This window comes from Petralouisia sp. (assembly GCF_056822245.1).
Genome location: NZ_JBQIOP010000074.1, coordinates 1 through 12091, shown reverse-complemented (window position 1 = coordinate 12091; position 12091 = coordinate 1). Strand labels below are relative to the sequence as shown.

Genomic DNA, 12091 nt, shown 5'->3' with positions numbered 1-12091 from the left:
CACGATGGACACCCTTGCTCTTGGCTATACACTTCCCACTATCAGGGCGTGTTACGGACTTTCACCGATTAGATTGCGCCCATACTGGGCGCACATAAAAAGACGCTCCTGTCTAAGAGCGTCTTGTAAATCTTCTGACATATTTACGCTCCCTACGACAGTATTAACTGACAGGTTCAAAGAGTCAGGTTTTAACCTTCTCAACCGCGTCTGCGGTCCCTCTGCGTTCTGTGATCCATGTTAATAATATATGATTTTTATTCCTTTGTCAACAACAACGTTACTGATTGTATTCCTCTATGATAGGCGGTATCTGAGACATCATAAGATCAATGTCCTCAAACATGGCACTTTTGGTGGTTCCCAGCTTGCTTGCATAATTGATATGCTCCATAACCTGCTGATAATGCTCCCTGGTCTGGTCAAAAAATCCGCACAAAGACTGCAAGGATGAACTGGACTGGTCAATCACGCCGGAAATCTCTTCCTGCACCGTCTCCGCCCCTTCTGCCGCCTGGGTAATCTTATCAAACATCTCATATGTATCATTTACTTTATCAATACTGGCTTCCAATGCCTGTTGGGAGGTGCTGATGCTTTCGTTCAGCTTATCTGTTCCCTGCTCCACATCCCCGATACTGGTATTCACCTCAGCCACCAGCTTCTTAATCTCATCTGCAAGCGCCTTCACTTCCACCGCCACTACGGCAAATCCCTTGCCCTGTTCTCCGGCTCTGGCCGCTTCTATGGTGGCGTTCAGCGCAAGCATGTTGGTCTGATCGGCAATGGTGACAATCTTACTGGTACATTTCTTGATATTCTTCACAGCCTCCATGAAATCTTCGAAGGTGTTTTCCATTTCCCCGAAATGAGATTCCACTTCCCGGGAACTGTTTTTCAATTCCTCCACGCCGTTCTGGGCCTGGTTCACAGACTCAGCAATCTCACTCTTCACTTCTGTAAACTGCCCGGACACCTGACTAATACTGGAAAAGGTATTTCCGAAATCCTGCAGCTTTTCCTGGAAATTCTCTGATTCATGAAGCACCTTGCCGAAGGATTTGCTTACCACGCTTAATTCCTGCAGAGAATTCACTTCTTTCTGCACCAGTTCTGTGTGATAGCCCTTCAGACTTTCCATTACATATAATACGGGATAAAGACCCTTCTTCTGTTTTTTCACGGCCTTTTTGGGGCCTTTCTTTTCAAATAGCATCTTTTTCCCCCTTTACTCAAACACCACGCAGGTCATGGACTGATTGACAAACCGGTTGTTATAGTGCTCTCCGTATCCAACCAGGCCCGCATGGTTTCCAAGAGTTCCCATATCCAGCAGATACTCCTGCATGTAATGGTTTTCGCTGAACATCAGATACCGAAACAGGCAGTTCACGGAAAATACGCCGGAAATCTTCGGAAAATCCCGCTGAATGGCCTGAATGGTATCTTTTACAATTCTCTTATAATCTCCCAGTTCCAGAAGAATCAGCACATCCGAGTCATTCACCTGCCGAAAGCAGGCCAGTGCATTTCCATCCACCTCTTTAATGGATATAATGCAGGTCTCGTCCCCGTCGATCCTTCCAAAGGGATTCTTAAAGGTCTGGGTGGTAATCTGCTGTTCCGTTACCTTCAGAATACTCTGATACACCTGCTTGGCAGGTTTTCCATTTAATTCACCGATCACATATTTGGCTCTGTTGGTCTTAGAGGCGATAAAGCGGTAATTCCCCATCTTATGGTAAATATTTTCCTTATATGCCTTCACCCTCCCTCCCCGGTTCTTAATCAGGGCATAGGCGACTGCATCCTCATAGACCTTCCCGTTGGCCGACACCCTGCCTGCATCGCCGGTGCCTCCCACCAGGGAAATACCCCTGCGCTTTAACACACTGTATACCGTAGTCAGCGCGCAGGCATCGTTCCCGGAACAAAAATCCAGACAGATGGTGTCGCCTTTTGCGGCGTCCACTTTCTCCACATCCCGCTGCAGGCGATCGATGTATTTCACCGGCATCACAGATACCTCTTCCAATACATCGGCCGCCGCCGAAATGCCGCCGTAAAATGCAACCAGGCCCACGCCCTTTTCCACCACTCTGGTATCGTAACTCATTCCGATACACCCAATACTGGGCACACCGGGAAAGAGTTCTTCCAATTTACGCACATGCGTTTCAAACTGTTCTGCATTTGACATCAGCAAAATCATCTGGGGATCTTTCAGCCCCTTGACCGCTTCTCTCAAATCTCCCTTCTGGCTCATACCATAAAACTGTTTCACGTCGTTATCCCTTTCTGTATCCTTACAAATATATACAAATTCTGTTACTACTATCTTATCCTATCTAAAGTACCAGGTCAATCATTATTCGCTATTTTTCTCCCTTTTGAAGCACCTCTAAAGCCTTTAACACCTGATTGTCATGCATGGGATTATAATCTTCCCCCTTCGTCTCCTCCTGATACTGATATTCCAACTGTATATCCGGTTCAATGCCCGCTCCATGGATATAATTTCCTTTGGGCGTGAAATATTTTGCCATAGTCACCTTCACTGCACTTCCGTCCTCCATGGGAATAATGGTCTGAACGATGCCTTTTCCAAAAGAGGTGGTTCCAATCAGGGTTCCGTATTCATAATCCTTGATGGCTCCTGCAAAAATTTCTGACGCGCTGGCGCTGTTGCCGTTAATTAATACCGCCATCGGCAGCTTCACGCATTTTGCATCCGACTTGTACTCCGAACGGCTTCCGTACTTATCTTCCGTATACACCAACAATCCCTCCGGCAGAATTGCATCTAACATTGCACATACAGACTGGAGCACTCCGCCGGGATTATCCCGCAAATCCACAATCACAGACTCCATGCCCTGGCCCTCCAGTTCATTCCAGGCTGCCTGAAACTGTTCCGGCGTAGACTCGGAAAATTCCGTAATCTGAATGAAGCCCACCTGGCCTTCCAGCATCTGATGTTCCACCGTAGGCACCTCAATCTGCCGCCTTGTGACATCCAGTTCAATATGCTCCTTCTCACCGCTGCGCAGCAGCTCCAGATGCACGGTGGTGCCCTCTTCTCCTTTGATGTGGGTCACCAGTTCTGACAGCTCCATACTGTCTCCTTCAATATCCCCCACCTTTACAATCACGTCTCCGTCTTTCACTCCCGCTTCTTCTGCCGGCGTTCCGGCATAAACGTGGAGAATTGTGACAATTTTCGTATTGATATTCTGAGTCAGCACCGCGCCGATTCCGTAATAAACCCCGCTGGTGCTTTCGTCCAGAGCGCGGTATTCTTCCGCCGTATAATAAGCGGAATACGGATCTCCCAGTCCTTCCACCATTCCGGCGTACATGCCCTCCACCAGAGCCTCCTCGTCCACCTCCTCATAGTAATACTGATCAATCAAATCCGCAATTTCACCGGATTTCTTCTCCACACTTTTCTCAGAAATGGCCTCTTTGCTGCTCTCTTCCTGTTTGGAACTGCTTTTTTTCCTCAGACCGGCATTTATGCCAAGCCAGAGTCCTCCGGCTGCCAGCGTAACTGTCAGAAGCGACGCCAACGCTCCCACCAAAACTCCTTTGCAGAAATTCGATTTCTGTTTTCTGGGCGGCTGAAAATATTCCTGATTGTCCATTCTGTGATTCCTCTTTTCTGCAATCTGATTTTTGCATATTATACCAAAAAATTATGTCTTTCCCATGAATTTATTCCGCCGGACATTAAACTTTCAAATGTTTGCGGATGGTCAGGCGGCTTCCCAGAAAACCAATGCCCACTCCCAGAATCAGTCCCACTGGAACCAGGGTGGAAAACACTTTATTCACCGGCAGAAACTCTAGCATTCCGCTGAGCCAGAGAAATTTTTCTCCCACATACACAATGATTCTGCGGTACATCTGATACAGCACAAGCAGCGGCAGGGCCGAACCGATGAGGCCAATCAGAATTCCTTCCACAATAAACGGCGCGCGCACAAAATAATCGGTGGCGCCGATCAATTTCATAATCGCAATTTCCTCCCGCCGGACTGCAATTCCGATGGTAACGGTATTGCTGATCAAAAATACTGCCACACACAAAAGAATCAGAATAATCCCCGCTGACACATAACCAATCAGACGGTTGAAATCCGTCAGGGTATGGGCCGCCATATCCGAGCTTTTCACTTCCTTCACCCCGTCTAAGGACTGCACAAACGTAACCAGAGATTCCTGCATGGAAATGTCATTCATATAAACTTCATAATGAGCGGAATTGGCCAGAGGATTATCTTCCGCAAATCCCTGGGCCATATCCTCCGCCCCTTTGAAATAAATTTTCTTAAAATTCTCCCATGCCTCTTCCGCAGACACATAGACCTTTTCCGACACTTCCACCCGTTTTCCAATCTGCTCCCCGATGGCGTCTATCTGTTCCTGGGTGGCTCCGTCCACAAAAAACACTGTAACGGCAACCCCTGATTCCACTTCCCGCACTACGCTCTGGAAATTCACCACTACAGAATAGAAAATACCGAAAAGAAAAATGCAGGCCGACATGGTTGCAATGGAAGCCAGAGAAAACATTTTATTCTTCCAGATGTTCTTCGCTCCCTGCCTTAACGTATACCAGAACGTACTAATCCTCATAAAAATCACCTATCCGTTCATCTGAAATGACAACGCCTTTCTTCATTGTAATGACACGCTTTCTCATGGCCTTTACAATGTCCAGATTATGGGTCACCACTAAAACCGTGGTGCCCCTCTGATTGATCTCCTCCAACAGCTTCATAATTTCCCAGGCGTTGTGGGCGTCCAGATTACCGGTAGGCTCGTCTGCCAGAAGAATCCTGGGCTCATTGACCAGGGCCCTTGCAATTGCCACTCTCTGCTGCTCCCCTCCGGAAATTTCTTTGGGGTAAGATTTGTATTTGGCAGCCAGTCCCACCATGGACAGCACCGCCGGAACCTTTCTGCGCATAATTTTCACCGGCGTTCCCACGGCCCGTTGGGCAAAGGCCACATTTTCATAGACATTCCGATCCTTTAACAGCCGGAAATCCTGAAATACCACGCCGATATTCCGCCGGAACCTGGGAATGTCCCTGTGGCGGATATTTCCCAGCTTCTGATTATTAATAGAAATGCTTCCCTTGGTAGGCTCTAATTCTTTTAACAGTAATTTTATCAGGGTGGATTTGCCGGAACCGCTGTCCCCCACCACAAAAACAAATTCTCCCGGCTCAATATACAGGCTCACATCATTTAACGCAGGAATTCCCGCAGAATATGCTTTGCTGACATTTTCAAGTTTTATCATCGAATTCTCTCCTAGCTTAATAATCCAAAGATTCCATATACTTCATGTACTTTACAACCATCAGGGCAATTTTAAAGGTAATCGCGTCCTCAAACACCCGCAAATCCAGGCCGGTGCTCTTCTGAAGCTTGTCTAACCGGTACACCAGGGTATTCCGGTGGATGTACAATTGTCTGGAAGTCTCGGACACATTCAGACTGTTTTCAAAAAATTTATTGATCGTAGTAAGGGTCTCTTCGTCAAATTCATCCGGAGATTTGCCGTCAAAAATTTCCTTGATAAACATTTTGCACAGCGGGATGGGCAGCTGATAAATCAGACGGCCGATCCCCAGGGTGGAATATGCGTTGACATGGCGTTCCTCAAAGAAAATCTTCCCTACGTCCAGGGCCATTCTGGCTTCCTTATAGGAACGGGAAACCTCTTTGATTTCATTGACGATGGTTCCGTATGCAATGTGAATATCCAAATCGTCTCCGCCGTGGAACATGCTCAGAATCACTTCCGCTGTCCGGTTCATCTCCTCATATCCCTCGTTTTCCATCACTTCCTTCACCACGATAATATTTTTCTCATCCACCGCCGTAATAAAGTCTCTGGACTTGCCCCCTAACAGGCTCCGCACTTTTTCCAGTTCATTGCCGTCCTTTTCCCGATTGGTCTCCACAATAAACACCACCCGCCTGGCGTCTGTATCAATATGAAGCTTTTTGGCCCGGTTATAAATATCCACCAGAAGCAGGTTGTCCAACAGCAGATTTTTCACAAAATTATCTTTGTCAAAACGCTCTTTATACGCCACCAGCAAATTCTGGATCTGAAAACTGGCAATCTTTCCTACCATATAGACATCATCGCTGTCTCCGTTGGCAAGCAATATATATTCCAACTGATGTTCGTCAAACACTTTAAAAAACTGGCATCCCAAAAACACCTGGCTGTCTGCCGGAGATTCCACAAATGCCAGAGCCGCCGCCACATAACTGTCCGCATCCTGAAAAGTTGCCGCCAATACCTTGCCTTCCGTATCAATAATACATAAATCAATTCTGGTAATTCCTTTCAGCCCGTCAATGGTGTTCTGAAGTATCTGATTCGAAATCATGTGCTCCACTCCTTTTCTCTTCCTTCTCTTGCGCCGTTTTTCTGGCAGTTCTCCATGTTCTCATGTTCAGGAACTGTCAGAAGAAACAATATGCCCGTTCCTGACCGTTCCTTATGTGCAATAATTCCTATACAACTTTCACAATTCTATTGTATGTATTTTGGGAAAACAAAACAACTTAATATGTATTTTAATGCAAAAGCACAAAAAAAGGAAGAGGAAATCCATATTTTTTTATGCATTTCCTCAACTTTTTTCAAATTTTCATTGATTTTTACATAGTCATAGTACACAAAATCCTTATCATACCCTGCGGTACTCAATAAATCCTTCTCCCAGAACCTCTCTCACATCCCCCACAATCACAAATGCATTCAGATCGATCTGATGCACCAGTTCCTTCAGCTGCACAATCTCCTTCTTTGACACTACACAGTACAGCATACATTTTTTTTCACCGGAATACATGCCTCTGGCTTCCAATCCCGTAACGCCCCGATCCAGAGTTTCCATGATAATTCCGGAAATCTCTTCGTATTTATCGGTGATAATATATGCGGCTTTTGAAAATTTCATACCTTCCAGAATAGTATCTATCACTTTTGAGGAAATAAAGATCGCCACAATGGCATACATGGAAGGACGCAGGCCGAATACATACAGCCCCGCCAACACTACCAGGCCGTCCAGCACCTGCATAATCTGCGCCACAGAATAATGCTTCAACCGGCACTGTATCAGCGCGCCCACCATTTCCGTTCCGCCGGTGGTGGCGTCCGCCCAGAGAATCATTCCCATAGCGATACCGGAAATGGTTCCGCCGAACAAAGCAGCCAGAATATAATCCCCGCTGATAAAATCCAGTTCCGGCAGCACATACAGCCACCCGGAAAGGAGAGCCGTGGCAATGGCTGTCCGCCCGATAAACCGTTTCCCCTTAATCTTCCAGGCCAGTAAAAATACCGGAAGGTTTAAGGCCAGATTGGCAAACCAGAGAGGAATTCCGCCCGGATAAAACACTTCTGACAAATCTTTCATCAGAATGGAGATGCCTGTAAATCCCCCGGTTACCAGGCCGATGGGATCAAAAATACACTTTATGGCAAACGCAAGCAATCCTGTCCCTGCAATAATTACCAGATACAAAAATACCGGCGTCCGCCTGTAAGCTAACAATCTGTTCATTCTTTTACCTCATTCTTCTTTTTTATTATAACGTGATATCATACTGTGCATCACGCCCTTTTGGATCAGCTTCCTGGCAAATCCTGCCACCTCAGACACAACCTTTCTGTCTGAATATACTTCCCCCAGCCCGTACCAGATTTTCGCATTTAATTTTTCCCGGTTGTCCTGTAAAAAATATTCCTGTTCCGGCGATGTAAGCGCCGACATAATCACATCCGGTTCTGCAATGTTGATTTCATTAATTACCATATCATAGTCTCCGGGGCAGTCTGCCAGTCCGAAACATCCCGCCACCTGAATTCCACTGTAATGCTCCGCCAGAAATTCTCTCAGCGCATCAAGCTTCTCTTCGGTCTCTCCCAGTAAAAACACCGCCCTGCGGTTCCCGGACGCCCGCTTTGCAAACTCTTTAAAAAAATCATTGTTCACCGTCTCCTGAATCCGCTGCCTGGAAATCTCTCCGGCGGCTTTCAGAATCTCCTTATCGCTGATGACTGTCAGATCCAGATGTTCAATACAGGCTTTCAGTCTGTCATCTTCCTGAGTTTTTACCAACATATCCATGGAAATGGCCTCTATGGTGTTCATCATGGTACTGTTCAGAAATTCCTCCACCCGAACCATTGCTTCTGCCACCGTATCATTATCCAATGCCATTCCCAGTATCTCCAATTTCTTAATCATATAACACCCGTTTCTATTTGACTGATACTGCGGTTATTAAATGTACTTTTAGAAGTATACCAAAAGCAGGAAATTTTTTCAACCACCCTTTCCAATGGAAATTAACTGACATTTCTGCCTTGAAATAAATTTTTTTTGTCTATTAAAAAGTCAATACTTTTTTCTATTTTTTCCGAAAATCATTCATTTTATCACAACTTCACAAAACAAATGTTTCTTTTTCCTACTATGTAAACCAGGTTATTCACACGACTTTTTGTGGATAATGTGGACAACTCTGTGTATAACTCACATTTTTGGATTTTTTGTCATATTTTTATGTGGATAACTTTTGGATAATTTTTGTTTATCCCCATAATTTTGTGCACTTTTTTCAGAATTCCAGAATCAGACATTTTCTGACATATTTCTACAAAAATTTTTTTAGAAAATTAGAAGAATTGTATGACTCTTTTCTCTGTGCCTGTCAAAAGTCAGAGCAATTTTTCTGTTTTGGGAGACGGAACCCGTAAACTGAAATTTAAAAAAACTGCCGGGAAATAAATCATTTCCCGGCAGTTTCTTCTCTGCCACTGTCTATGTAATACTCTTAGAAAATTCTTCTTACTGCAACAATCGGTCTGTATGATGCCGGAGAAGTGTACTTAATGCCAGTCGCTTCGGTACTTGCATGTACGATGGTGTCTCCGCCTACATAGATTCCAACGTGACCGCTGTAGCATACAATATCACCAGGCTGCATTGCGTCTGTGCTTACGCCGTATCCTACTCCTGCCAGTGCGCTGGAGGAATGAGGCAGGCCAACGCCAAATGCTGCATATACACTCATTACAAATCCGGAGCAATCAGCGCCGTTGGTCAGGCTTGTCCCGCCGTATACATAAGGATTGCCTACAAACTGGCATGCGTAATTGGCAACTGCCTGTCCGCTTCCGCCGCTTGGGGGAGCATAGCTTCTGCTCTCTCCGGAACCAGAGCCGGAAGATTCTGAACTGGAAGAACCTGAACTGGAAGATTTGCTTCTGGTAGCTCTTCTTGCTGCTTCCTCTGCTGCCTTACGTTCTTCTTCTTCTTTCTTAAGACGGGCTTCTTCTTCTTCTTTGGACTCTGCCACTACGTAATGTGTGCTGCAATCTACAAATTCACTGGATACCCAGCCGTCGCCTTCTTCAATTGCTACCTTCACCCAGCCGTCCTTCTCTTCTACTACGCTGAGTTCTTCTCCCTGGGGAACCTGTCCCAGTAATTCTGATTCCGTACTGGACTCTGCACGGACATTCAGTGTCTCTGTGGTTACATCTGCCACTCTGTGCCCTACGGACTTAGCCAGTTCTGCATTTCCTAATACAAGGAATTCTGCCTTGATATAACCTTCCACATTACCAGAATGAATCTTATACCAGTCGCCTTCGGTTCCAAGTACGGTGCAGGCGGAGTTATTATATAACTTACCAAGCACTTCTCCTTCTTCACTGGCTGCGGAACGTACATTTACATAATTGTCAACCTGCGCAATTGCGATATCATCATATTCTGTCTTAGCAGGAGCCTCAGCTTCTTCCTTGGCTGCGCCTGTATCAATCGCTTCCTGTCTGGGCGCCAGAGAATTTGCAAAAATCTCGGTTACGCCTGCGGTTGCATTATTATCTTCTGCTTTATCTGCTTTCTTACCAGTATCTGCCGGTGCTTCTGTCGCTGCTGAAATCAGGTCGCCTGCTCCAGCGCTTACTGCTGCGTGGGACACAAAAGAACTTCCTGTTAATACCACTGCGGCAGTTAAACAACATGTTGTTGCTTTTCTAATTGAATTCCTGTTCATAATAACAATACCCTCCATTTTAGCCCATAATCTTCTATAAAGCATGAAGTCCCGATAGGATTCTTCATATGTTACAAATTTATTACAGGATTTATTATAACAAGGAGGGCTGTTTATGTCAACCGTAATCTTTTACAAAAAAGTTGCAATATTTGCTCTGATCTTGTCATTATTGTATTGTCATGAAAAATGATTGATTCTTTTCAGTAATATATTTCTCTGCCGAGGTTACTGCGTTCGCCCCGTCGGCAGCCGCTGTCAGCACTTGCCGAAGCTGCTTGGTTCTCACATCTCCCGCTGCAAATACTCCTTCTGCGCTGGTCTTTGTATCCTCGCCGGCCACAATATACCCCTGGGCGTCCTGGGCCACCAGATCCTTCACCGCACTGGAATTAGGCTCAATGCCCACTGCAATAAACACTCCCTGCACCGGAATTTCCCTGTCGGTATTTTCTTTGTTATTGCGGACAAGAACCGACGAAACCTCCTCTTCTCCCTGAATAGAGATTAAGTTGCTGTTCAGCACCAGTTCAATATTAGGCGTCTCCCTTACCCGTTCCTGCAGAATCCCTGCGCCCCGGAACTCATCTCTTCTGTGAATCAGGTAAACTTTTTCACAGCCCCGGGCCAGAAACAATGCATCTTCCAGGGCCACGTCGCCGCCGCCGGCTACAGCCACAGATTTTCCCCGGAAAAACGCGCCGTCGCAGGTGGCGCAGTAGGACACTCCCATTCCCACCAGTTTATCTTCTCCGGGCACCCCCAGTTTCCGGTGTCTGGCTCCCGTTGCAATAATCAGGCTTTTGGCTTCATAATCGCCTTTTGCAGTGGAAACCACTTTTTTCTCACCCTCTACTTTCACTTCAAGCACCTGGGCGTTCACCACTTCAGCCCCCAGTTTATCTGCATGGGCGCGGAATTTCTGGCCCATTTCAAATCCGGTAATCCCAGGCAGCCCCGGATAATTATCCACCTCATAGGTATCCAGAATCTGGCCTCCGCTTAAAGGCTTTTCTTCTATTATTAAAGCGCTTAATCTTGCCCTCTGTGCATAAATGGCCGCGCTTAATCCTGCCGGGCCGCTTCCTAAAATAATTACATCATACATCGTCTAAACCTCCTGCTTATCTGATATTGATTTTTCCTGTGTCTCGTGCCATAATAAGAACAGGGTCATTTCCCTGTGAAACCGTGCAGCGTTTCTGCACGGTTCTAAAATCTAGGAAAGGAGGCACGAATATGGATATTGCTTCTTTATCAACTGCTCTCAGCATGACCCAGGTCAACAATGACGTTGGGACGATTATGCTGAGCAAACAACTGGATACGATGGAAAACATGGGGGACTCCATGATTAAACTCATGGAACAGTCTGTGAATCCTCATGTGGGCGGAAATATTGATATTTCCATCTGATTTCCTGGGCTCAGGGCTGCCTGAAAGGAGTGTCTTGGATATTCCTTTTGTGGTGGCCCTGAGCCGGTTTTATTCTAATGACGGACGGGAATTCGGGATGGTTCTTCCTCAACGGGGGCGGCGGTTATGTTCCAATAACGGACGGGAATTCGGGATTGCCCTTCCTCAACGGGAACCGGGCAGCGTTTCGGCAAACTAACTGCTAACTTCGACTAAGGAAGTCAGGAAAGCCTTCCTTCCTAAGTCTCTGTAAGCAGTGGATTTTGCCTTCACTAAGGGCGCCCGTGAATTGTTCACTTATGAGGAAGGGCAATCCCGAATTTCCTGTGTATTGGAATATAAACGCTATGGTTGGGGTTGGTTGCTCCCATTTCATTTGTATTGGAATATGAACGCTATGGTTGGGGGTTGGTTGTTCCCATTTTCTGTGTATTGAAATATATATGGCCTGCTTTTGGCTCCTTTAGTTCTTTCCTATTTCCTGTGTGTTAAAACAGTTCCGTCCATGCAGCTATAGAACGAACAATCTATATTTCGATACACAAGAACTACCGGATTGCCCTTTGCC

Annotated in this window: 12 protein-coding genes and 1 riboswitch; of the genes, 2 read left to right on the top strand and 10 right to left on the bottom strand. The window is 46.0% G+C overall.

The features are described 5' to 3' along the window. Positions 1 to 132 precede the first annotated feature (132 nt). Positions 133 to 233: riboswitch (TPP riboswitch) on the bottom strand. Positions 234 to 280: 47 nt separating this feature from the next. The 10 genes from ACTO17_RS18655 to trxB form a co-directional block, all read right to left on the bottom strand. After that, the gene (locus tag ACTO17_RS18655; protein WP_172535449.1) at positions 281 to 1216 is read right to left on the bottom strand and encodes a methyl-accepting chemotaxis protein; all 936 of its coding nucleotides are present in this window, start codon (positions 1214 to 1216) and stop codon (positions 281 to 283) included. A gap of 12 nt (positions 1217 to 1228) precedes the next feature. Continuing rightward, positions 1229 to 2284 (bottom strand): FIST signal transduction protein, encoded by a 1056-nt coding sequence (locus tag ACTO17_RS18650; protein WP_172535450.1) that lies wholly within the window; start codon positions 2282 to 2284, stop codon positions 1229 to 1231. Between the two features lie 91 nt (positions 2285 to 2375). Next, positions 2376 to 3644 (bottom strand): S41 family peptidase, encoded by a 1269-nt coding sequence (locus ACTO17_RS18645; protein ID WP_482558999.1) that lies wholly within the window; start codon positions 3642 to 3644, stop codon positions 2376 to 2378. A gap of 85 nt (positions 3645 to 3729) precedes the next feature. Beyond that, on the bottom strand, positions 3730 to 4638 hold the full coding sequence (gene ftsX / locus ACTO17_RS18640; protein ID WP_482558998.1) for a permease-like cell division protein FtsX: 909 nt from the start codon (positions 4636 to 4638) through the stop codon (positions 3730 to 3732). Further along, positions 4628 to 5311, bottom strand: coding sequence for a cell division ATP-binding protein FtsE (gene ftsE, locus ACTO17_RS18635; RefSeq protein ID WP_172535453.1), 684 nt, complete (start codon positions 5309 to 5311; stop codon positions 4628 to 4630). Before ftsE ends, ftsX begins: the two co-directional genes overlap by 11 nt. Before the next feature lie 16 nt (positions 5312 to 5327). Beyond that, positions 5328 to 6416 (bottom strand): PucR family transcriptional regulator, encoded by a 1089-nt coding sequence (locus tag ACTO17_RS18630; protein ID WP_482558997.1) that lies wholly within the window; start codon positions 6414 to 6416, stop codon positions 5328 to 5330. A 303-nt stretch (positions 6417 to 6719) separates the two neighbouring features. Then, positions 6720 to 7601 carry a YitT family protein gene (locus tag ACTO17_RS18625; RefSeq protein WP_482558996.1) on the bottom strand — a complete coding sequence of 294 codons (882 nt, stop codon included), beginning with the start codon at positions 7599 to 7601 and terminating at the stop codon, positions 6720 to 6722. A 9-nt stretch (positions 7602 to 7610) separates the two neighbouring features. Then, entirely contained in the window at positions 7611 to 8261 is a 651-nt protein-coding gene (locus ACTO17_RS18620; protein ID WP_482558995.1) for a WecB/TagA/CpsF family glycosyltransferase, read from the bottom strand. A 616-nt stretch (positions 8262 to 8877) separates the two neighbouring features. Continuing rightward, the gene (locus ACTO17_RS18615; RefSeq protein WP_482558994.1) at positions 8878 to 10107 is read right to left on the bottom strand and encodes a C40 family peptidase; all 1230 of its coding nucleotides are present in this window, start codon (positions 10105 to 10107) and stop codon (positions 8878 to 8880) included. Positions 10108 to 10276: 169 nt separating this feature from the next. After that, positions 10277 to 11215 (bottom strand): thioredoxin-disulfide reductase, encoded by a 939-nt coding sequence (gene trxB, locus ACTO17_RS18610; protein ID WP_482558993.1) that lies wholly within the window; start codon positions 11213 to 11215, stop codon positions 10277 to 10279. Between the two features lie 131 nt (positions 11216 to 11346). Here trxB and ACTO17_RS18605 point away from each other — a divergent pair, with 131 nt between their 5' ends. Together ACTO17_RS18605 and ACTO17_RS18600 are read left to right on the top strand one after the other, a co-directional pair. Then, positions 11347 to 11523 carry a YjfB family protein gene (locus tag ACTO17_RS18605; RefSeq protein ID WP_482558992.1) on the top strand — a complete coding sequence of 59 codons (177 nt, stop codon included), beginning with the start codon at positions 11347 to 11349 and terminating at the stop codon, positions 11521 to 11523. 34 nt (positions 11524 to 11557) lie between these two features. Next, a complete protein-coding gene (locus tag ACTO17_RS18600; RefSeq protein WP_482558991.1) occupies positions 11558 to 11722 on the top strand; it encodes a hypothetical protein in 165 nt (54 codons plus the stop codon). The last annotated feature ends 369 nt before the right edge of the window (positions 11723 to 12091 follow it).

Bases quoted from the DNA above. Each gene is read 5' to 3' on its own strand.
- ACTO17_RS18655 (WP_172535449.1), bottom strand. From the start codon at position 1,216: ATGCTATTTGAAAAGAAAGGCCCCAAAAAGGCCGTGAAAAAACAGAAG.
- ACTO17_RS18645 (WP_482558999.1), bottom strand. From the start codon at position 3,644: ATGGACAATCAGGAATATTTTCAGCCGCCCAGAAAACAGAAATCGAAT.
- ftsX (WP_482558998.1), bottom strand. From the start codon at position 4,638: ATGAGGATTAGTACGTTCTGGTATACGTTAAGGCAGGGAGCGAAGAAC.
- ftsE (WP_172535453.1), bottom strand. From the start codon at position 5,311: ATGATAAAACTTGAAAATGTCAGCAAAGCATATTCTGCGGGAATTCCT.
- ACTO17_RS18630 (WP_482558997.1), bottom strand. From the start codon at position 6,416: ATGATTTCGAATCAGATACTTCAGAACACCATTGACGGGCTGAAAGGA.
- ACTO17_RS18625 (WP_482558996.1), bottom strand. From the start codon at position 7,601: ATGAACAGATTGTTAGCTTACAGGCGGACGCCGGTATTTTTGTATCTG.
- ACTO17_RS18620 (WP_482558995.1), bottom strand. From the start codon at position 8,261: ATGGCATTGGATAATGATACGGTGGCAGAAGCAATGGTTCGGGTGGAG.
- ACTO17_RS18615 (WP_482558994.1), bottom strand. From the start codon at position 10,107: ATGAACAGGAATTCAATTAGAAAAGCAACAACATGTTGTTTAACTGCC.
- trxB (WP_482558993.1), bottom strand. From the start codon at position 11,215: ATGTATGATGTAATTATTTTAGGAAGCGGCCCGGCAGGATTAAGCGCG.
- ACTO17_RS18605 (WP_482558992.1), top strand. From the start codon at position 11,347: ATGGATATTGCTTCTTTATCAACTGCTCTCAGCATGACCCAGGTCAAC.